General features: G+C 75.2%; 18 protein-coding genes. 12 read left to right on the top strand and 6 right to left on the bottom strand.

Translation table 11 applies throughout. The features are described 5' to 3' along the window. Positions 1–179: 179 nt before the first annotated feature. Together KMS84_RS41035 and KMS84_RS31565 are read left to right on the top strand one after the other, a co-directional pair. Positions 180–371: a hypothetical protein gene (locus KMS84_RS41035; protein ID WP_285894207.1), complete on the top strand. Its 192-nt coding sequence runs from the start codon at positions 180–182 to the stop codon at positions 369–371. A gap of 307 nt (positions 372–678) precedes the next feature. Next, the gene (locus KMS84_RS31565) at positions 679–1,458 is read left to right on the top strand and encodes an intradiol ring-cleavage dioxygenase (RefSeq protein WP_256919903.1); all 780 of its coding nucleotides are present in this window, start codon (positions 679–681) and stop codon (positions 1,456–1,458) included. A 73-nt stretch (positions 1,459–1,531) separates the two neighbouring features. Here KMS84_RS31565 and KMS84_RS31570 read toward each other — a convergent pair whose 3' ends face one another. From KMS84_RS31570 to arfA, 3 genes are all read right to left on the bottom strand, one after another. Further along, a complete protein-coding gene (locus KMS84_RS31570) occupies positions 1,532–2,182 on the bottom strand; it encodes a DUF4360 domain-containing protein (protein ID WP_256919904.1) in 651 nt (216 codons plus the stop codon). A gap of 207 nt (positions 2,183–2,389) precedes the next feature. Then, a complete protein-coding gene (locus KMS84_RS31575; protein WP_256919905.1) occupies positions 2,390–2,851 on the bottom strand; it encodes an RrF2 family transcriptional regulator in 462 nt (153 codons plus the stop codon). A gap of 96 nt (positions 2,852–2,947) precedes the next feature. Beyond that, complete coding sequence (gene arfA, locus KMS84_RS31580; protein WP_256919906.1) at positions 2,948–4,462, bottom strand: arabinosylfuranosidase ArfA; 1,515 nt, start codon at positions 4,460–4,462, stop codon at positions 2,948–2,950. Positions 4,463–4,758: 296 nt separating this feature from the next. Here arfA and KMS84_RS31585 point away from each other — a divergent pair, with 296 nt between their 5' ends. From KMS84_RS31585 to KMS84_RS31595, 3 genes are read left to right on the top strand one after another with little or no spacing between them, the layout of a single operon-like run. Beyond that, positions 4,759–5,394 carry a toxin-antitoxin system, toxin component family protein gene (locus KMS84_RS31585; protein WP_256919907.1) on the top strand — a complete coding sequence of 212 codons (636 nt, stop codon included), beginning with the start codon at positions 4,759–4,761 and terminating at the stop codon, positions 5,392–5,394. Next, a complete protein-coding gene (locus KMS84_RS31590; RefSeq protein WP_256919908.1) occupies positions 5,391–6,785 on the top strand; it encodes an MAB_1171c family putative transporter in 1,395 nt (464 codons plus the stop codon). Before KMS84_RS31585 ends, KMS84_RS31590 begins: the two co-directional genes overlap by 4 nt. Next, positions 6,778–8,211 (top strand): NAD(P)/FAD-dependent oxidoreductase, encoded by a 1,434-nt coding sequence (locus KMS84_RS31595; RefSeq protein ID WP_256919909.1) that lies wholly within the window; start codon positions 6,778–6,780, stop codon positions 8,209–8,211. Before KMS84_RS31590 ends, KMS84_RS31595 begins: the two co-directional genes overlap by 8 nt. A gap of 68 nt (positions 8,212–8,279) precedes the next feature. Here the strand turns inward: KMS84_RS31595 and KMS84_RS31600 are convergent, their stop codons facing one another. Together KMS84_RS31600 and KMS84_RS31605 are read right to left on the bottom strand one after the other, a co-directional pair. Then, entirely contained in the window at positions 8,280–9,131 is an 852-nt protein-coding gene (locus KMS84_RS31600; protein WP_256919910.1) for an SMP-30/gluconolactonase/LRE family protein, read from the bottom strand. Continuing rightward, a complete protein-coding gene (locus tag KMS84_RS31605) occupies positions 9,128–9,901 on the bottom strand; it encodes an IclR family transcriptional regulator (RefSeq protein WP_256919911.1) in 774 nt (257 codons plus the stop codon). Before KMS84_RS31605 ends, KMS84_RS31600 begins: the two co-directional genes overlap by 4 nt. Before the next feature lie 152 nt (positions 9,902–10,053). Here KMS84_RS31605 and KMS84_RS31610 point away from each other — a divergent pair, with 152 nt between their 5' ends. Beyond that, a complete protein-coding gene (locus KMS84_RS31610; protein WP_256919912.1) occupies positions 10,054–10,653 on the top strand; it encodes a hypothetical protein in 600 nt (199 codons plus the stop codon). A 12-nt stretch (positions 10,654–10,665) separates the two neighbouring features. On the opposite strand, the gene KMS84_RS31615 is transcribed toward KMS84_RS31610, so the two are convergent. Further along, positions 10,666–11,538, bottom strand: a complete 873-nt coding sequence (locus tag KMS84_RS31615) for an ATP-grasp domain-containing protein (protein WP_256919913.1) — start codon at positions 11,536–11,538, stop codon at positions 10,666–10,668. A 157-nt stretch (positions 11,539–11,695) separates the two neighbouring features. On the opposite strand from KMS84_RS31615, the gene KMS84_RS31620 reads away from it, so the two are divergent. The 6 genes from KMS84_RS31620 to KMS84_RS31645 form a co-directional block, all read left to right on the top strand. Next, positions 11,696–13,213 carry an acyl-CoA synthetase gene (locus KMS84_RS31620; RefSeq protein ID WP_256919914.1) on the top strand — a complete coding sequence of 506 codons (1,518 nt, stop codon included), beginning with the start codon at positions 11,696–11,698 and terminating at the stop codon, positions 13,211–13,213. Further along, positions 13,210–14,784 carry a carboxyl transferase domain-containing protein gene (locus KMS84_RS31625; protein ID WP_256919915.1) on the top strand — a complete coding sequence of 525 codons (1,575 nt, stop codon included), beginning with the start codon at positions 13,210–13,212 and terminating at the stop codon, positions 14,782–14,784. Before KMS84_RS31620 ends, KMS84_RS31625 begins: the two co-directional genes overlap by 4 nt. 82 nt (positions 14,785–14,866) lie before the next feature. Then, the gene (locus tag KMS84_RS31630; protein WP_256919916.1) at positions 14,867–15,190 is read left to right on the top strand and encodes a CU044_2847 family protein; all 324 of its coding nucleotides are present in this window, start codon (positions 14,867–14,869) and stop codon (positions 15,188–15,190) included. Then, positions 15,187–16,902, top strand: coding sequence for a VMAP-C domain-containing protein (locus tag KMS84_RS31635; RefSeq protein ID WP_256919917.1), 1,716 nt, complete (start codon positions 15,187–15,189; stop codon positions 16,900–16,902). Before KMS84_RS31630 ends, KMS84_RS31635 begins: the two co-directional genes overlap by 4 nt. Positions 16,903–16,938: 36 nt before the next feature. Further along, positions 16,939–17,967, top strand: a complete 1,029-nt coding sequence (locus KMS84_RS31640) for an AAA family ATPase (protein ID WP_256919918.1) — start codon at positions 16,939–16,941, stop codon at positions 17,965–17,967. After that, on the top strand, positions 17,957–19,905 hold a 1,949-nt coding region (locus KMS84_RS31645), incomplete at its 3' end, for an SAV_2336 N-terminal domain-related protein (RefSeq protein ID WP_285894209.1). The genes KMS84_RS31640 and KMS84_RS31645, both read left to right, overlap by 11 nt.

Here is a 19,905-nt window from a genome sequence, read left to right on the forward strand (position 1 = left end):
CACCCGCCCCGGCTCCCGTTCCGGCCCCGGCCCCGCCCATGGCGCCGGCGGCGGCGATGGCCCCGGCCGCCATGTCGCCCGCCGCGATGGCCCCGGCCGCCATGTCGCCCGCGTCCATGTCGCCCGCGTCCATGTCGCCCGCCATGGCTCCTGCCATGGCTCCTCCGATGGCGCCCGTCATGGCTCCCCCCATGGCCCCGGCCCCGGCGCCCGCTCCGCCGATGGGTCCCACCCCGCCCGGCGTCCCGGCCCGCGGCGGCCTCACCGCCGCCCAGGTCCGGGGCACCAACGGTCTCTCCCCCGCGCCGGCCACCGGCTGGCCCAACGCCCAGAGCTGGCCGAACGCGGCGGGAATGGGCCAGGCCGGCTAGGAGCCGCCCGACCCGCTCCTCCCCGCTCCCCGGGCCCCTGCTCCCGGCCGGGCGTCGGCCGGACCCCGCCCGGGTCGACGGATCCGGCCGGCCCGGGCGCGTACGGCGTCCACGGCCCGTGGGGCACGGACGCGATCCCGGGCCCTGCCCCGACCGCGCCGCCGGGTTCGCCCCAGCGGCCCTGGCGGGGCGGTGGTCGAGGGCAGGGCCGCCGTCCTCGCGATGCGACCGGCAAGGGACTTGACGGGTCCGGGCTTTGCCTCACTGACAGGGTGCGGACAGGAACCGCCCCTACGGTGCCGTGTCCATGACAGACACCTCAGATGCGCGTACCCCCGCCCCCGCCCCCATCGGACGCCGGGCCGTACTCCTCGCCACCGGCGCGACCGCGGCGGCCCTCACCGTGGGCGCCGCCGCCCCGCCCGCGGCTCCCGCCGCAGCGGCGGCCGGCGCCGCCCCCGGCGCGGCCGCGGCCGTCTGCACCCTCACCAAGGAGATGACCGAGGGCCCCTATCACCTCGACGGACAGTACGTCCGCGCCGATGTCACCGAGGGCAAGCCGGGCGTCCCGCTGAAACTGACCCTCACGGTCGTCGACGACGACACCTGCGCGCCGATCGGCAACGCACTGGTCGAGATCTGGCACGCGGACGCCCTCGGCGAGTACTCCGGCTTCGTCGGGGCCAACGGCCACAGCGAGCCGGACGACGGCACCTTCCTGCGCGGCGCCGTGCTCACCGACTCCGGCGGCGTCGCGTCGATCACCACGATCTACCCGGGCTGGTACCGGGGCCGCTGCGTCCACGTCCACGTCAAGGTGCACACCGGCGTCACCGTCACCGCCGACGGCCACTTCACCGGCGGACGGGAACTCCACACCGGCCAGCTCTTCTTCAGCGAGACGGTCACCGCCGCCGTCGCGAGGGTCTCCCCCTACGCGGCCAACAGGGTCACCCGCACCACCCTCGCCCAGGACTCGATCTACGACGACGCGGGCGCCTCGTCCGGCCTCCTGAGCCTGACGGCGCTGGGCGGTTCGGCCTCGTCCGGGTACACGGGCACGCTGACGCTCGGCGTCGAGCGCTGATTTCGCGCACACGGCTTCGCCCGGTCCCTCCGGTGCGCCGGAGGGACCGGGCGGCCTCAGACCCGCGCCCGGGTCACTTGGCCGGACACGCCTTCCACGCCATGTGGTAGACGGTGTTGATGTCGCCGTCGGTCGAGTCCATCGTCATGAAGCTGACCTTGGAGGCGGACGACGAGCCCGCGTTGACGCGCAGCTCGGTGTTGATGTTGAAGTTGCGCTGGACCCCGCAGGGCGCGTAGACGAGGTTGGCCCAGTCGGTGGTGTCCGTCGCCTGCCAGTTGTCGTTGAGCGCGCCGTTGAAGGTGTGGTTCTTGAACACCGTCTGCGACGAGCCCTGGAAGTAGTACGAGGCCCGCTGCACGCCGCTGGAGCCGGACTGGAGCGAGGCGAAGCCGCGGTAGTCCGCGCTGGCGATGGCGTAGGTGAAGCCCGAGGGGACGTGGACGATCAGGCTCAGCTGGCAGTTCTTGCGGAACGCGGTCGGGTCGGAGTTGCCGCCGACCTGCGCGAGGTACTCGCTGTAGGTCACGGTGAAAGCGGTGTTGTCCTCGGAGACGGCGACCGCGGCCGAGCCCGGGCGGCAGCCCGACCCGTTGACCGTGGCCACGTTGATGACGATCTTGTCCGGGGGCGGGTCGACGAACCCCGAGGACGGGTTGTGCGCGGGTATGGCGGCGGTCACGAGAGCGGCGACCGCGCCGCCCAGGAGCAGCCCACTGGCCATGGTCTCTCCCCTTCATGGGATCGGTGGGGGGTGGATGCGCCGGCTCCGCACAGCAATCATGTGAAGGATCAATGAAGCTGCTGTGAAGGACCGGGGCGATCGCATCGTAGGGAGACCGCTGGGGCGCGCCCAGGTGGAACTCCGGCCATTCACCCCGGCGCGTTCACACCCCGTGATGCTGCGCCCACGCCGCGTCCTGACCCACCGTCACGGGTTCTCCCAGGCCGCGGGCTCCTCCGACAGCTCCCGCACGGGCGCCGGCAGCGCGTCCGCCGCGATGTCGGCGATCGTGACGCCCTCCAGGATCCGGCGCACGTTGGCCCGCAGCGCGATCCACAACGGCAGCAGGGGCTGCGCCGAGCCCGTGTACGTCAGCCCCGTCGGGCGCTCGCCGCGCACCGAGACGATCGGGCCGTCCACCGCCCTGATCACGTCCGCGACCGTGATCGCGGCGGGGTCGCGGGCCAGTCGGTAACCGCCCCCGCCGCCGCGCCGGCTGTCGACGATCCCACCGCGCCGCAGGTCGCCCAGGATCCCCTCCAGGAACTTGTGCGGGATGTCCTGCACGGCGGCGATCGACTCCGCCTTCACGGGGTCGCCGCCGCCCTGCCGCACGGCGAGTTCCAGCACCGCCCGCACCGCGTAGTCCGCCCTGGCCGAGATCCTCATGGCCCCATTGTGCGGTCGGCGTCACGCGGTCGGCGCACGGGCGGCCCCGCCGCATGCCGGGCGGCGGACACCTCCGGGAGTGTCCGACGGGCGCCCCTAGGCCAGCCTGATCACGTTCCAGGACAGCGGTTCCAGCGTGGCCGTCAGCATGCCGTCCGTCAGCGTCGTGCCCTCGGCCGCGTGCGGGGCGACCCGCTCGGGGTCGGCCAGGGTGTTGCGGGCGTCCGGGTCGGCGTCCGCGAGCACGCTGTGCTCCACGACCGACGTCACGCCGAGGTCGTTCAGCCGGACCTGGAGCGGAAGCGCCTCGGTGCGGCCGCGGTTGACGGCGAAGACGGTGACCGACCCGTCCTCGGCGCGGACCGCCGTCGCGTGCAGCAGGTCCGCCTCGCCGTACTTGCGCGTCGGGTACGTCGGCGAGTCCACCCGGACGTCGAGGACCTGACCGCGGCCGTACCGCGCGGCCTGCGCGAAGGGGAAGAACGTCGTCTGCCGCCAGGCAGGGCCGCCCGGCTCGGTCATGATCGGCGCGATGACGTTGACGAGCTGAGCGAGACAGGCCACGGCGACCCGGTCGGCGTGCCGCAGCAGCGCGACGATCAGGGAGCCGAAGACGACGGCGTCGGTGACGCTGTAGCTGTCCTCCAGCAGGCGCGGGGCCTGCGGCCAGTCGGTCCGGTCGATGCCCTTGGAGTACTCCTCCCACTCGGGCAGGTACCAGACGTTCCACTCGTCGAAGGACAGGTTGATCCGCTTCTTCGACTTCAGCCGCGCGCCGACGTGGTCGGCGGTCGCCACCACGTTCTCGATGAACGACTCCATGTCGACGGCGGAGGCGAGGAAGGAGTCGACGTCGCCGTCCTCCGGCCAGTAGTAGGCGTGCAGCGAGATGTGGTCGACGAGGTCGTAGGTCTCCTGGAGGACCGTCGCCTCCCACTCGGCGAACGTCGGCATGGACTGGCTGGAGGAACCGCAGACGACGAGTTCCACGCCGGGGTCGAGCTGGCGCATGGCGCGCGCGGTCTCGGCGGCGAGCCGGCCGTACTCCTGCGCCGTCTTGTGGCCGGTCTGCCAGGGGCCGTCCATCTCGTTGCCCAGGCACCACAGCGCGATGCCGAAGGGGTCCTTGTCGCCGTGGCTCACCCGCAGGTCGGAGAGCGCGGTGCCCTCGGCGTGGTTGGCGTACTCCTGGAGCGCGAGGGCCTCGGCGACGCCGCGCGTGCCCAGGTTGACGGCCATCATGGGCTCCGCGTGCGGGCCGATCTTCCTGAGGAAGCCGATGAACTCGGAGAGGCCGAAGCGGTTCGTCTCCGTGGAGTGCCAGGCCAGGTCGAGGCGGCTCGGCCGCTCCGCCACCGGGCCCACCGAGTCCTCCCACCGGTAGCCGGAGACGAAGTTGCCGCCCGGGTAGCGCACGGCCGTGACGCCGAGTTCCCGTACGAGGTCCAGGACGTCGGTGCGCACGCCCTCGGCGTCGGCCGCGGGATGGCCGGGCTCGAAGACGCCCGTGTAGACGCAGCGGCCGAGGTGTTCGACGAACGAGCCGAAGACACGGGGATTCACCTCGCCTACGGTGAAGGCGGGGTCGAGGGTGAAACGGGCGGTGCTCATCGTGGCCCTTCCGGTCTCGGTCACTGCGGTCTCGGTCGCTCCGGTCTCGTTTCCGCCGCGGGTCCTCCGCGGGGCCGCGTGCTCCTGCCGGTCCGTGAGCGAGGTTCGGTATTTCGGATTGCGCTCGCGTCCTCGAACGGGACCGTAAAAGCCGCCGCGCCCGCCCGTCAATGGTTTCGACGCGATCTCCGACAGCGCTTTCCCTCGCCGCCCCCGTCCCGCTTTTCGTGACGTGAGCACAACCGGCCGCGTAGGCTCGAACGGGTTGCCGCCGGGCGGTGGAGAAGGGGGAGCGGATGGACATCGCGGGCGCGCGCGGAAGGGCGGCCCGGATCGCCTCGGCGCTGCGGCGCACGCGGACCGGACCGGCCATGCGCGAGCTGACCGGCGCTCTCTCCGCCGCGCTGCGGGCGCGCCCCTGCCGCCCGTCCGGGGTGCGGGACGTGTGCCGTGCGCTGTGCGAGGAGATGTCCGCACGGCGCGGCGGCCGGCCCGTCGAGGTGCGGTTCGAGCGGTTCCCCGACGAGATCGAGGTGACCGGCCTGTGGGTGGAGTTCCAGGAGTTCGACCTGGTGATCGTGGAGGAACGGGCCGAGGACGTGCAGCAGTTGGTCATCCTCGGCCATGAGCTGTGGCATCTGCACGCCGGGCACCGCCATCACCACCACGGCGTCGGCACGGTGGCGGCGGGCGTGCTGGCCGACCGGTCCGGCTGGGACTCCATCGCGCTGACCGTCGCCGCCCGCAACGGCTCCCGCGAGGACGACGAGGCCGAGGCCGACGACTTCGGCCACCGTCTCGCGGCCCGCTTCCGGCGCTATCTCTCCGACTCCGGGCCCACCGGCCCGGGCGCGGCCGCCGGGGCGGGCGCGGAGACGTCCGCGGTCCAGCGCACGCTGGGCTACCGGGGACGCCGGGGTACCGCGCGGTGAACCACGGGCTGTACATCTCCTTCTGGCTGCCCACCGTCGTCCTCGGCGCGGCCCTCGCCATCAAGCTGCCCAGCATCCTCAAACTCTGGCGGGACCCGCTGCTGCGCGCCGTCGGCGGGCTGCTGGTGTTCGCCTGCGCCGTGTTCGTCTTCGCGGCCCCGAAGACCATCGCCTGGACCAACCGCGTCACCGGGGTGCCGAACATCGCCGCGCCCTGGGTGTACTCCCTGCTCACCGCGCTGTCCGCGTCCTGGCTGCTGCTGATCATCGCCTGGCGCAACGGCCGCACCGAGCGGTCTGCCCAGACCCGGCGCGCCACGCGCTGGGTGGTCTCGGTCTACGCGGGCGTGGTGGTCGCCCTGTGGGTGCTCTTCGCGCTGGCCGACGTGCCCGTGGAGCGGATCCGGGACCTCGACACCTACTACGCCAACACGCCGTACATGCGCGAGGAGATCCTCCTCTACCTGCTCGCGCACACGGTGGCCTGCTCGGTGACCGCCCGGCTGGTGTGGAACTGGAGCCGCACCGAGGGCCTCGACGCCTGGCTGCGCTGGGGGCTGCGCTTCCTCGGGGCCGGCTACGTGACCAACCTGGTGTTCAGCGCGGCCAAGCTGTCGGCCGTCGCGGCGCGTTGGACCGGTCACGACCTGGACTGGCTGAACACGAACATCGCGCCGTCGGCGGCCTGCATCGCCGCCACGCTGGTCGCGATCGGCTTCATCGTGCCGCACGCCGGCCAGTACTTGCAGGAGCGCTGGCGGGTGCGCCGCCGGCACCGGAGCCTCAAGCCGCTGTCCAGGCTGATGCGGACCGTCACCGGCGGCCGCGAGCCGTTCGACCTGCGCGCCGCCCCCGAGCTGCGGCTGATCCGCCGTGAGACGTTCATCCGCGACGCGCTGCTGCAACTGGCCCGTCATCTGGACGACGGTCTGCGCGCCCGGTCCTACGACGCCGCCGTCGCCCTCGGCTTCGAGCGCGGCCGGGCGCAGGCCCTGGCCGCGGGCGTCGCGCTGCTGGACGCCGTGGAGGCGAGGAAGCGGTCGCAACGGGGGCCGGAGACGCCGGAGTCCGGGACGGCGGAGTCGGTGGCGCCGCGCCCCGCGAGGGCGGAACCGGCGCCGGCCGAATCGGGGACGCGGCACGTTCCGGAGTCCTCGCGGGCCGAAGCCCGGACCGCCGCCCCCACCACGACGTCACCCGCCACGGCCTCCCCCACGGCCTCCACCACCGCTCCCCCCGCGTCCCGCGCGCCGTCCTCCTCCGGGCCGGACACCACCTATCTCCTGCGGGAGATCCAGGCCGTGTCCCGCGTCCTTCGCCATCCCGTCGACCTCCAGGCGGTCCGCGCCCGCGCGACCGCCCCGGCAGAGAGCATGTCCACGCATGAGTGAGCCCGCCAACCCCGCCAGAACCGCCGTAGTGCTGGGGGGATCCCACGCCGGGATGCTCGTCGCACGCGCGCTGAGCGGCTTCGCCGACCGGGTCGTCGTGATCGAGCGGGACGCCCTTCCCGACGGACCCGCACCGCGCCGGGGTCTGCCCCAGGCGCGCCACGCCCACATGCTGTGGTCGGGCGGGGTGCGGGCGGTGGAGGAGCTGCTGCCGGGCGTCACCGAGGCCCTGCTCGACGCCGGGGCGCGCCGCTCGCCGGTGACGACGGACATGGTCGTCCTGGGCCCGCGCGGCTGGTTCCGCCGCTGGCCCGAGTCCCACCACGTGATCCTGGCCGGACGCGATCTGCTCGACGCGACGGTCCGCGACCTGGTCCTCGCCGACGAGCGGATCGAACTGCTCGCCGGGACCGAGGCGACGGGTCTGGTGGGGGACGCCGGAGCCGTCACGGGAGTGCGGGTACGGACCCGGGGCGCGGCGGACGGGCGCGAGGACACGGCGGCCGGCGTGGAGCGGACCGTCTCCGCCGCCCTGGTCGTCGACGCGACGGGGCGCGGTTCGCGGGCGGGCGGGTGGCTACAAGCCCTGGGCCTGCCGGAGGTGGAGCGACGCGAGGTGGACTCGGGGCTGGCCTATGCGAGCCGGCTCTACCTGGCTCCCGAGCGGGCCCGGTCGGGGTACCCGATCGTCAACGTGCAGCCCGACCCGCGGGACGGCCGTCCGGGGCGGGCGGGGTTCCTGCTGCCCATCGAGGACGGGCGCTGGATCGTCACCCTGAACGGCACCCGGGGCGGCGAACCCACCGCCGACAACGACGACTTCGTGCGCTTCGCCCGCGAGGAGCTGCGCCACCCGGTCATCGGGGAGCTGCTGGAACGGGCCGAGCCGCTGTCGGACGTGTCCCTCACCCGGGCCACCGTCAACCGCCGCAGCTTCTACGAGCGGATGGCGGCCTGGCCGGAGGGCTTCGCCGTCGTCGGCGACGCGCTGGCCGCGTACAACCCGCTCTACGGCCACGGCCTCGCGGTCGCCGCCCAGAGCGCGGTGGCGCTGCGGGACGCCGTCCGGCGGCACGGCTGGGGCTCGGCCGGGCTGTCGCGTCGCGTCCAGCGGGCGGTGGCCCGCCCGGCCGGCGCCGCCTGGGACCTCGCGGTCGGCCAGGACGTGTTCTACCCGGGTGCGACGGAGACCGGCCCCACGCTGCGCGACCGGATCCTGGCCGCCTACGTGGGGCGTCTGATGCTCACCGCCACCGGCAGCGGCCGCATCGCCCGCCGGGTGACGGACGTGACGTCGCTGGAGCGGGGCCCGCAGGTCCTGCTGACCCCGACGGTCCTGCTGGCCGCCACCGCCGGCCCCCTCAAGCGCCCCCTGACCGGCCCGCCCCTGACGCCGTCCGAACGCGAACGGGCGGGCCTGCGGTAGCGGTTCGACGGGCGGGCCCGTGTCGGCCCGTGGCGGCCGGCTCGCGCGCCCGCCCGTCGGCGGCGGTGTCAGCCGGTGAAGGCGGGTTGCGGGAGGCCCTTGCCGGCGTTCGGGACCACCAGGAGTGAACCGGCCACCGGGTGCGGGGCCGTCAGGCCCACGCGGGCCGTGGTGACGTACAGGTCGCTCAGGCCGGCGCCGCCGAAGGCGCACGCGGTGACCCTCGGGGTGGGCAGGGTGATCACGCGGTCCAGCTCGCCGTCCGGGGTGTACCGGCGTACCGCTCCCCCGTCCCACAGCGCCACCCACACGCAGCCGTCGGCGTCGACGGTGAGGCCGTCGGGGAATCCGGCGCCGTCCTCGACGGAGACGAACGGGCGGCGGCCGCTCACCCGCCCGTCCGCCGAGCAGTCGAAGATGTCGATCCGGCGCGTCGGCGAGTCGATGTAGTACATCAGCGTGCCGTCCGGGCTCCAGCCCGTGCCGTTGCTCACGGCCACGTCGTCGAGGACCAGCTCGGCCGAGCCGTCGCCGGCGAGCCGGGACAGCGTGCCGCCGCCGGGCGCCTCGTCATAGCGCATGGTGCCGGCCCAGAGGGAGCCGTCGGGCGCCACCGCGGCGTCGTTGGCGCGACGGCCCGGCACCGGCTCGTGGCGCAGCCAGCGGAAGCCGCCGTCGGGATCGAGCAGGCCCACCCCGTCACGGAGGTTGAGGACCAGCCCGCCGCCCGCCCGGGGCTTGGCCGCGCCCACGTGCTGGTGCGTGGCGCGGACCGTGCGGGCGCCGGTGGCGGGGTCGTAGGTGTGCAGGCGGGAGCCGAGTATGTCGATCCACAGCAGCCTGCCGGTGGCCGGGTCCCAGGTCGGCCCCTCGCCGAGGGTCGCCTCGGCCCGCACGGCCACCTCGTACGACGTCGTCATGCCACGCTCCGGTATCCCAGCAGTTCGGACAGTTCGGCCGCGCCCTTCGCGGCGAGCTGCTCCAGCTCCACGCGGCGCTCGTCGCTCCAGCGGATCATGGGGACGGAGATGGACAGCGCGGCGACCACCTGGCCCGTGCGGTCGCGCACCGGCGCCGCCACGCAGCTGACGTCCGGGTTGGACTCGCGGCTCTCGACCGCGACGCCCCGCTCCCGGATCTCGGTGAGCGCCTCGCGCAGCGCGGCCGGCTCGGTGATGCTGTTCGGGGTCATCCGCACGAGATCGGCGTCGTCGGGGATGCGGGCGGTGAGCTCGGACTCGGGCAGCGAGGCCAGCAGCATCTTGCCGACGGAGGTGCAGTGCGCCGGGAGACGCCGGCCCGCGGCCGACACCATCCGGACCGCGTGCGTGGAGTCGACCTTGGCGATGTAGATGACGTCCGTGCCCTCCAGGATCGCCACGTGGACCGTCTCGTCACACGTTTCGGCGACCGTGCGGGCGACCTGCTGACCCTCCGCGGCGAGGTCGAGCTGCTCGGCGTAGCGGCTGCCGAGCTGGTACGGACGCACTCCGAGGCGGTACCGTCCGGGTTGTCCGGGGACGGGCACGATGTACGACCGCGCGGAGAGCGTGGTCACCAGTTCGTGCACGGTGGTGCGCGGAAGCTGGAGCTTGCGCACGATGTCGGGGGCGGAGAGCGAACCGTCCCCGTCGAGGAAGAGCTCGAGGATGTCGAGAGCTCGGGTCACGGCAGGTACGAGGCGTCCCACGACCGGCCCCCTCCCTTGATCTGTGATCGGCGCCTGTGTTCGAGATATCAACAGGCGATCGGCATGACGAACACAGGCTGTCATACGCCGTTGCGCCGGGCAATGGCCGGGAATCGCACGGTGGCCCCGGAGGGCGCCCGCGGTGGGCCAGGATGGGACGCATGCCGACCCAGAAACGCCTCGCCGGCTCGTTCACGGCCCTCGATTTCCAGTTGGTCCTGCTGCGCCGCATGGCCGACCACAACCCGGATCTGGTGGAGGACGCCCGCCATGACCTGGGCGTCTCCCTGACGCAGATGAGGGAGGCCAACAAACGGTGGCAGGCGATGGTCCACTCCCCGCACACCAGAGGAGCGCTCGCCCGCTACCGCTCGGTCCTCGGCGAACCCGAGTCCAGAACGGCCCGCCGGGTCGCAGACCTCGACTGCGAGGCCTGGCTGTGGCCGGTCTCCCTCTGGCCCGGGCTGCGTTTCGAGGTGCTGCTCGCCCCGACCGGCGCCGTCTGGAACGAGTGGCTGGTGCGCGCGCCGGGCGTGCGGCCGCCGTCCCTGGAGACCCTCGACGATCTCGCGCCCTGGTCCTGCACGGTCGACGAGGCCGCCCTCGCCTTCGCCCCGGCACGCCCCCTGGAGGGCACGGCCCCCAACCGGTGGGGCCTGGCCTTCACCGCCCCGGACGGACAGGGCGTGCGCCGCGAGGTCGTCGCCGAGTTCACCTGGGGTCTGCTCCAGCGCACGGCGACCAGGGACTGACCGCGGGACCCGTCAGCGGGCGGCGGCCGCGAGGATCGCCGTGACGACCTTCCGGGTCGACTCCGGGTGCAGGAACAGGAAGAGGTTCGGCTCGACCAGTTCCAGCTCCATCACCCGCGGCCGCCCGTCGTCGCCGTCCACGAGGTCGACGCGGGCGTAGAGCAGCTCCGGCGCGTCGGGCACGGCGGCCAGGGCGCGTTCGGCGACGGCGAGTTCGGCCGGGGTCGGCGTCCAGGGCTCCAGTCCGGGATGGGCGACCTTCTCGGCGTCGAAGGCGGTCTCCGGGGCCAGCACGGCCCGCTTGCGGCTGGCGTGCAGCAGGCGTCCGCCGAAGAACTGAAGGGCGCGCTCGCCACCGGTGTCGATGGCGCGCAGATACGGCTGCACCATCGCCGTCAGCCCCTCGGCGTGCATCCGGGCGAGATGGGCCAGGGCCCGCTCACGGCCGTCGGGGGTGTAGCGGGCGGCGTAGCGGGCGCCGGCGCCCGACGCGGGCTTGATCACGTACTCGCCTTCCTCGGGCAGCCCGGCCGGCTCGCCGGGCGCGAGGTAGCGCGTCGGCACGGTCGGCACCCCGGCCGCCGCCAGCTCCCCGAGGTAGCGCTTGTCGGTGTTCCAGCGCACCACCGCCACCGGGTTGGCCAGCCGGGTGACGGCGGCGACCTTCCGGGCCCAGGCGGTGAACTCGTCCGCCCGCCAGCTGTAGTCCCAGGTGGAACGGATGACGACGAGGTCGTAGGAGGCCCAGTCCACGTCGGCGTCGTCCCAGAAGACGGCGTCCGCCCGCGCACCGGCCTGACGCAACGCCTCCACCAGCACCGGGAGGTCGACGTCCTTGCCGGCCTGCGGCCGGGGGTCGTAGGTGGCGAGCGCGACACGGGCCACGACGGGCTCCTTCTTCGTACGGCTGTCCGATCACCGGAAGGCTAACAAGACGGGTCGCACAGTGATCCGGATCAAACCCCCGCCCGGCCCGATCGCGCGCGCCGCGGGGTAGGAAGGTCCTGTCGTGCTCGATCCGCCGCCCGCAAGGAGTTCTCGCGTGACCCCTCTCTTCCCGGCCCTGTCGGACGATCCGTCCTCCCGCCCCGCCCTGCGGTTCGGCGCGCGTTCCCTGACGTACGCGGAGCTCGCGGCGGCGGCCGGCGCCGTCGCCGGGCGGGTGCGCGGGGCGGGCCGGGTCGCGGTGTGGGCCACCCCGTCGCCGGAGACCGCGGTCGCGGTGGTCGGCGCGCTGCTCGCCGGCGTCGCCGCGGTGCCGCTGAATCCGAAGTCGGGCGACAAGGAGCTCGGGCACATCCTGTCCGACAGCGCGCCCGCCCTGGTCCTGGCGGCGCCGGGCACGGAGCTGCCCGCCCCGTTGCGGGCGCTGCGTCGCATCGACGTCACCCTCGACACGGACCCGGACCCGGACACGGACACGAACACGTCCGCGGCCCGGGACACGGAAGGCGACGCGGACGCCGGGGGGACGGGCGCGCCGTCGGCCCGCGCGGCCGTCGGCGAGGAGGAGCCCGCCCTCGTCGTCTACACCTCCGGCACCACCGGGCCGCCCAAGGGCGCGGTCATCCCGCGCCGGGCGATCGCCGCCACCCTGGACGCGCTCGCGGACGCCTGGCAGTGGACCGAGGAGGACGTCCTCGTGCACGGACTGCCGCTGTTCCACGTCCACGGCCTGGTCCTGGGCGTCCTCGGGCCGCTGCGCCGGGGCGGCTCCGTGCGGCACCTCGGGCGGTTCGACACCCAGGGCGTGACCCGGGAGCTGAGCGAGGGCGCGACCATGCTGTTCGGCGTGCCGACGATGTACCACCGCATCGCCGAGGCACTGCCCGCCGAGCCCGCGCTGGCCGAGGCGCTCGCCGGGGCCCGTCTGCTGGTCTCGGGATCGGCCGCGCTGCCCGTGCACGACCACGAGCGGATCGCGGCGGCGACCGGACGGCGGGTCGTCGAGCGGTACGGCATGACGGAGACGCTGATGAACACCGCCGTGCGGGCGGACGGCGAGGCCCGGGCCGGGACCGTGGGACCGCCGCTGCCGGGTGTGGAGCTGCGGCTGGTGGAGGACGACGGGTCGGTCGTCGGCGCCCTCGACGGGGAGAGCGTCGGGGAGATCCAGGTGCGCGGTCCGAACCTGTTCACGGAGTACCTCAACCGGCCGGACGCGACCGCCGCCGCCTTCACCGCCGACGGCTGGTTCCGCACCGGCGACGTGGCCGTGCGCGATCCCGACGGCTACGTCCGCATCGTGGGGCGCAAGGCCACCGATCTGATCAAGAGCGGCGGGTACAAGATCGGGGCCGGGGAGATCGAGAACGCGCTGCTGGAGCATCCGGGGGTGCGCGAGGCCGCCGTCACCGGCGAGCCGGACCCCGACCTCGGGGAACGCGTCGTCGCGTGGGTCGTGCCCGCCGATCCCCAGTCGCCCCCGGCCGAGGGCGAGTTGGCCGACCACGTGGCCGGGCGGCTCGCGCCGCACAAGCGGCCCCGCGTGGTGCGCTACCTCGACGCGCTGCCCCGCAACGACATGGGCAAGATCATGAAGCGGGCGCTGCCCGCATGACGACGGGACGTGTGAGCGCACGCGAGGTGATCGCCCTCGTCGCCGACGACTTCGTCCCGCTCCCGCACGAGGAACGGCCGTCCGCTCCCGACGGCCCCCTGGGCTGGCCCGGCTACGACGACGCCCGCGCCCGTGCGGCCGAGCGCACCGGCGAGTCGGAGTCCGTCGTGTGCGGCGCCGCGACCGTGGAGGGCGTCCGGGCGGTCCTGATCGCCTTCGAGTTCGGCTTCCTGGGCGGCTCGCTCGGCGAGCGCACCGGCGACCGGCTGGTCGGGGCGTACGTCTACGCCCGTGAACACCGGCTCCCCGTCGTGCCGTTGGTGGCCACCGGTGGCAGCCGCATGCAGGAGGGCATGCTCGCGCTCACCCAACTCCAGCGCGTGGCAAGGCAGTCGGCGCTCACCCGGGAGGCGGGCCTGCCGCAGGTGGCGGTCCTGCGCGACCCCACGACCGGCGGCGGCTGGGCCACTCTCGGCGCGGGCGCCGACGTGGTGCTGGCGCTGCCGGGGGCCCAGGTCGGCTTCGCCGGCTCACGGGTCCGTCCGCCGGACGCGGATCCGGCCGCCTACACGGCGGAGGCGCAGGTCGCCGCGGGCGCGGCGGACGCGGTGGTGCCCGCGGCGCGGCTGCGCGAGGTGCTCGGCCTGTGGCTGCGCCTCCTGACCGACGGCGCCCCTCCCGCGGGCCCCGCGCCCGACATCCCCGCCCCATCCACGCCTGCGCCGCCGCCGACGGCCCGGACCGGCGCCGAGGACCAGCGCGACCGGCGTGACCGGAACGCCTCGGCCCCCGGGAACGGCTCGACGGCCGACGGCCGTTCGGGGAGCGGGACCGGTCCGACGGCCGGGGGCGGCGACACGGCCGACCGGAGCTCGGCGGCTTCCCGCGGCTCGGGGGCCGGCCGCGGGGGCGTCGTCGAGGCGGCGCCGGCGCCGAGGGCTCTCGGGGAGGGCGGGTTGCCCGTCTCCGGGTGGGACGCCGTGCGGCGGGCCCGCTCGCGGGAGCGGCCGCGCGCGGGCGCCTATCTGGACGCCTACTTCACCCGGCGGCTCGCGATCTCCGGCGACCGGTGCGGCGGCGTCGACCCCGACGGGATGCTGTGCGGCTTCGGCGTCCACGAGGGCCGCACGGTCGCGTACGCCGCGCAGACGGGCGCGGCGACCCGGCCCGCCGGATACCGCACCGCCGTCCGGCTGATCCGGCTCGCCGAACGGCTCGGCATCCCCGTGCTCACCCTGGTGGACACGCCGGGCGCGGCCAACGACGCCGAGGCGGAACGCCAGGGGGCGGGCGCGGCCATCGCGGAGCTGTTCGGCGTGGTCGCCGCCGCGCGCACGCCGATCACCACGCTGGTGATCGGCGAGGGCGGCTCGGGCGGCGCGCTGGCCCTGGCGGCGCCCGGCCGGACCTGGGCCACGCCGGACAGCTACTTCTCCGTCATCGCGCCGGAGGCCGCCGCCGCAATCCTCAAGCGGCCGCCCGCGCAGACCGAGGCGACGGCCGACCAACTGCGTCTTCGGCCGCAGGACTTGGTCGAGCTGGGGGTGATCCGGGCCACGAACGCGCCGTGAACGCGGGACAAGTGCGAGCACCGTCCGTGACAATGGGTGCGCACAGCGCCGCAGGAGACGGGAAGGGGCGACGGGGGACACCGTGGACGGACTGGTGGAGTTCAAGACCGACGACGGGAGCGTGGTGGCCGTCGAGGCGGTCGCGCAGGCGCGGCCCGGTTCCCGGCTCGTCGCCCGCGACGGGACGGTCCAGGCGGCCCGGACCTTCGAGGGCGCGCTGGAGGGCGTGCGGGCGGCCGCCGAGTCCGCGCTGCGGGTGTTCCGGGACGGGACGCTGCGACCCGACGGCGTCGAGATCGAGTTCGGGGTGAAGCTGTCTGCCGAGACGGGCGCGATCATCGCCAAGGGCACGGCGGAGGGGCATCTCGTCGTGAAGCTGACCTGGTCGCCGTCAGCCGGCTCATGAACAGCGCCGCGTGGCACGCCCGGATCGAGAACGGCGGCGAGGTGGCGGGGGCGGGTTTCCTCGTCACCCCCAACACGGTCCTGACCTGCGCGCACGTCGTGCACGGCGCGGCCGCCGACGCCCTGACGGTGACCTTCACCGAGCTGCCCGGCTTCCCCACGGTGGCGGCCAGGGTGGTCGCCGACGGCGGCTGGGGCGGCGCGCCGACCGACCTCGGCGACCTGGCCGTCCTGGAGCTGGCCCGCGAGGTCGCGGTCGCCCCGGCCGCGCTGGCCCCGGTGGACGCGGCCGACGGCCCCCGCCCGGACCGGCCCCGCAAGCTCGTCGTCTACGGCTTCCCGGTCGGCTTCGACGAGGGCACCCTCGCCGAATACCGGATCACCGCACGGCAGTTGCTGAACGGCGAGTGGATCCAGCTGGAGGCGTGGCAGCCCGGCGGGCAGCCGCTCGCCCCGGGGTTCAGCGGCGCGGCGGTCACCCTCGCGGACACCGGCGAGGTCGTCGGCATGGTCACGGCGGCCGCCGGCGACCGGGGCGTGCACAACGGGCGGATGATGCCCACCGAGGTCATGGCCCGCCACTGGCCGCCGCTGGAGGGGCTGGTGCCCACCTCCGACCACCGCAGCGCCGACCGTGCCCGGCTGCGCGAGCTGGTGGAGCGCGCGGTCCGCGAGGGCCTGGACGACGATCCGGGCCGACGGGTGCGGCTCTACGAGGCCGCCAGGGGGCCGTGGGACCCGGACGCCCCCGAGGAGGGCTTCGACTCCCTGCGCTCGGCGGCCCTGTTCGTGCTGTGCGAGGTCGACGGCGCCGACGCGGCCGCCACCGTCGCCCGCTTCACCGCCCACGTGGAGTCCCTCTTCGCGGCCCCCGCCGTGACGGCCGCCGCGCCCGTCTGGTCGCCCATCCTCGTGGATCTGCGGCGCAGCGGCGCGGGCGACGGCCGTGTCCTGGTCGAGGTGAGCGCCTACGCCGGCGGGCGCCGGCATCCGGTCGGCTCCGACACCGTCCCGCAGGCCGGGGTGCGCGCCTACGTGCAGGACCGCATCGAGGCCGCCTTCCGTCATCTGACGCCCGGCTGCGACGAGTTGATCGCCTTCGCGCTGCCCCGCGAGTGGATCGACCTGCCCGTGGACCGCTGGGCGAGCGCCCCCGACGACGACACGCCGCTCGGCTGCGTCTACCCGCTCGTCGTCACCGACCAGGCCCGCCGACGGGCGGGCATGCGCCACCAGCTCGCCCGGGCGTGGAAGCGGCTCGACTCCGCGCCCGGCGCACGGGTGCACCGGGTCGAGTGCGGCGGCCCCGAGGAGCCCCGCCGGCTGCGGATGCGGCTGCGACGCGACGACGCCTGTCTGGCCGGGTTCGGCTCCGCGCCGGCCGCGTCGCGCACCCGCCCCCACTTCGACACCACGGTCAACGCGCCCGCCCCGGTGGTCGTCTGGTCCCGCGAGGGCTGCGGCGCCGGGCCCGACGAGCTCTGCGCGGGCGGCGACGGCTGTGCGGGCAAGGCGTTCCTGGACGAGCTGGACGCCTGCGTGTCACAGATCCCGCCCGCCGAACTCCCGCGCCTGATCCTCGCGTTGCGGGAGGAGGCCGACGCGGAGGACGGCCACTGGGCGCACGACATCCAGCTGCTGTGGGACGACCCGCGCGTCTTCACCGACCCGCACGGCGACCCGCCCGCCCACACCCACTCCCCCGTGGCCTGAGCCGCCCCATCGAGTCACGCCGAGTTTCGGAGAACCATGCCCCACTGGTCCGTCTACACCGGGAACAGCGCACCGCACGACGGCATCGACCGGCTGCCCGAGCCGCCGCCCTGGCGGGCGTTCGACGGCGCGCCCCTCGTGCCGTCGCCCCGGGACGCCGACGACGAGACGGCCGTGTCGCCCGACCGCGTCCACCGCGCCCGCGCGTACGTCGCCACCCCGGAGAGCGTCCAGCTCGTCAACGCCGCCCTGGTGCTGCGCCGTCCGCTGCTGGTCACCGGGCCGCCCGGCACGGGCAAGTCCTCCCTGGCCTACGCGGTGGCCCGCGAGCTGGGACTGGGCCCGGTGCTGCGCTGGAACATCACCAGCCGCTCCACGCTGGCCGACGGCCTCTACCAGTACGACCCGCTCTCCCGGCTGTACGCGGCCCGGCAGGCGGCGTGGCGCGAGCGCGCGGAGGCCGCCCGCGGCGGGGTCGAGGACCATCTGCGGCTCGGCCCCCTGGGCACCGCCCTGCTTCCCCACGCCCGGCCCCGCGCCCTGCTCGTCGACGAGATCGACAAGAGCGACCTGGATCTGCCGAACGACCTGCTGAACGTGCTGGAGGAGGGGCAGTACGAGATCCCCGAGCTGATGCGCGCGGCACGGCTGTCCCCCGCGGACGCCACCGCCGAGGTGCTGGCCGACGGCTCGGACGTCCCGGTCACCGTGGCCCGCGGCCGGGTCCGCTGCCGCGCCTTCCCGTTCGTCGTCCTGACCAGCAACGGCGAGCGCGAGTTCCCGCCGGCCTTCCTGCGCCGCTGCGTCCGGCTGAGGCTGCGCCGTCCCGACCGCGAGCAGCTCACCGACATCGTCCGGGCCCATCTGGACACCCCGCCCGGCGAGGCGGAACGCCTCATCGACCGCTTCCTGGCCCGCGCCGCCGACGGCGAGCTCGCCACCGACCAGTTGCTGAACGCCCTCTACCTCACCGGCGTCACCGGACTGGACGCCGCCTCCCGGGACGCGCTGGCCGAGCAGTTGATGCCCTATCTCGGCGCCACGGCGGACGGCGATGGCTTCTGAGGCGGCGGGGGGCGACCGGTCCGCCCTCGAACGGCTGACGCGCCTGCTGACGGCGGCTGCGGACACCGAGCCCACCCCGCGCGAGCTCGCCGAACTCCTGTGGCTGGCACGCCAGTTACCCGATCCGGACGGCCCGGACGGCCCGGACCGCCGCGACGGCCCGGGCACACCGGCACCGCCCACCCCAGCGCCCGCGCGGCCCGTCGCGAAGGATCCGACGGCCGGACCGCCGCCGCGGGGGCCGTCCGCGCCGTCTGCCGGCGCCCACGGTCCGCCGAACCCGCCGCCCGTCCCGGACGTCCGGATCCCCCTCCGGCTCCCCACCCCCGCCTCCCGCGCGCCCGGCGGGCGGGGCGCCGCCGGCGGCCGGCCGCTGCTCGCCCCCGCGCCGCCGATGCTGCCCCACCCGCTCGCATTGCAGCGTGCCCTGCGCCCCCTGAAGCGGACGGTCCCCTCGGCGCGTGCCCTGCGCCTCGACGAGCGGGCCAGCGCCGACCGCATCGCCCGGCTGGGCGCCCACCCGGACGTGTGGCTGCCCGTTCTGCGCCCCGCGCGCGAGCGCTGGCTGCGCCTCGCCCTGGTCCACGACACGGGCCCGACGATGCCGGTCTGGCGGCCCCTCGTGCGTGAACTGCACACCGTGCTGGCCCAGTCGGGCCTCTTCCGCACGGTGACCGTGCACCCGGCGACCCCCGACGGGCGGGCCCGGCACGTGCCCGACACGGCGGACGGGCGCACGGTCACCCTCGTCGTCAGCGACTGCATGGGCCCGCAGTGGCGGCCCGGCCCGGCGGGCGAACGCTGGCACGCGACCCTGCGGCACTGGGCGGCCAGGACGCCGCTGGCCGTCGTCCAGCCGCTGCCCGAACGGCTGTGGCCCACGACGGCGCTGCCGGCCCGGCCCGGCCTGCTGGCCTCCGCCGGCGCGGCGGCCCCGTCGACCGCCCTCCGGTTCACCCCGTACGACGCCGAGGCAGGACCGCCGCCCGCGACGGCCCTCCCCCTTCCCGTCCTGGAACCGGGCGCGCCCTGGCTGGCCAACTGGGCGACGCTGGTGGCCTCGCCCGGCGGCGCCCGCACGCCCGGCGCGGCGGCCTGGCTGACGGCGGCTCCCGTCCCGTCCGCCGAACCCGAGGCCCCCGACCCGGCCGCGCTGCCCGCCGAGGACCTGGTCCTGCGGTTTCGCGCCACCGCCTCCCCGCAGGCGTTCCGGCTGGCCGGCCATCTGGCCCTCGCCGTGCCGTCCGTACCGGTCATGCGGCTCGTCCAACGCGCCGTGGACCGCGACCCGCGTCCGCAGCACCTCGCCGAGGTCATCCTCAGCGGCATGCTGACCGCCGTCCCCGGCCCGCCCGGCTCGTACGACTTCCGCCCCGGCGTGCGCGAGCTGCTGGTGCGCACGCTGCCGCGCACGACGCGCGGCCGCGCCCGCGAGCTCCTGGACCGCGTCGGCGGCCTGATCGACGAACGCGCGGGCCGCGCGAGCGGCGAGTTCCGCGCCGAGCCGGCGGGCCCCGACGCCACCGCCGGCCCGCAGGCCGAGTCCACGGCCCCGGCCTTCGCGACGGTGTCCGCCCGGACGGTCCACCGCCTGGGCGGGAACACCGGCCCGGACACCGGGGCGCCCGCGCCGGTCGCCCGGCCGGTGCTGCTCTTCGAGACCGACGCCGATCTCGCCGCCCGCCCCGAGGCCCGCATCACCCTCGAACTCGCCGTCCACGAGGTCCTCGCCCGCGGGGCTCTGACGCCCCAGCAGTACGAGATCCGGGTGCGCGGAAGCGGCTATCTCGTGGAGATCCGGCCGGACGCCTACCTCCTGCCGGTCCTCGCCGCCGCCCTGCGCTGGCTGCCCGGCCCGCTCGCCGAGCTGTCCGAGCCGCCCCGGCTGCGCGTGACGTTCCAAAACGGCCCGCCCGCCCCCGCGCCCCCGCACGACGC

The sequence above is a fragment of the Streptomyces hilarionis genome (assembly GCF_024539675.1).
Lineage (GTDB): Bacteria > Actinomycetota > Actinomycetes > Streptomycetales > Streptomycetaceae > Streptomyces > Streptomyces hilarionis.

What these genes read in the sequence shown, in the direction of transcription:
- KMS84_RS41035 (WP_285894207.1), top strand. Translation starts at nt 180, where the DNA reads ATGGCTCCCCCCATGGCCCCGGCCCCGGCGCCCGCTCCGCCGATGGGT.
- KMS84_RS31565 (WP_256919903.1), top strand. Translation starts at nt 679, where the DNA reads ATGACAGACACCTCAGATGCGCGTACCCCCGCCCCCGCCCCCATCGGA.
- KMS84_RS31570 (WP_256919904.1), bottom strand. Translation starts at nt 2,182, where the DNA reads ATGGCCAGTGGGCTGCTCCTGGGCGGCGCGGTCGCCGCTCTCGTGACC.
- KMS84_RS31575 (WP_256919905.1), bottom strand. Translation starts at nt 2,851, where the DNA reads ATGAGGATCTCGGCCAGGGCGGACTACGCGGTGCGGGCGGTGCTGGAA.
- arfA (WP_256919906.1), bottom strand. Translation starts at nt 4,462, where the DNA reads ATGAGCACCGCCCGTTTCACCCTCGACCCCGCCTTCACCGTAGGCGAG.
- KMS84_RS31585 (WP_256919907.1), top strand. Translation starts at nt 4,759, where the DNA reads ATGGACATCGCGGGCGCGCGCGGAAGGGCGGCCCGGATCGCCTCGGCG.
- KMS84_RS31595 (WP_256919909.1), top strand. Translation starts at nt 6,778, where the DNA reads ATGAGTGAGCCCGCCAACCCCGCCAGAACCGCCGTAGTGCTGGGGGGA.
- KMS84_RS31600 (WP_256919910.1), bottom strand. Translation starts at nt 9,131, where the DNA reads ATGACGACGTCGTACGAGGTGGCCGTGCGGGCCGAGGCGACCCTCGGC.
- KMS84_RS31610 (WP_256919912.1), top strand. Translation starts at nt 10,054, where the DNA reads ATGGGACGCATGCCGACCCAGAAACGCCTCGCCGGCTCGTTCACGGCC.
- KMS84_RS31625 (WP_256919915.1), top strand. Translation starts at nt 13,210, where the DNA reads ATGACGACGGGACGTGTGAGCGCACGCGAGGTGATCGCCCTCGTCGCC.
- KMS84_RS31635 (WP_256919917.1), top strand. Translation starts at nt 15,187, where the DNA reads ATGAACAGCGCCGCGTGGCACGCCCGGATCGAGAACGGCGGCGAGGTG.
- KMS84_RS31640 (WP_256919918.1), top strand. Translation starts at nt 16,939, where the DNA reads ATGCCCCACTGGTCCGTCTACACCGGGAACAGCGCACCGCACGACGGC.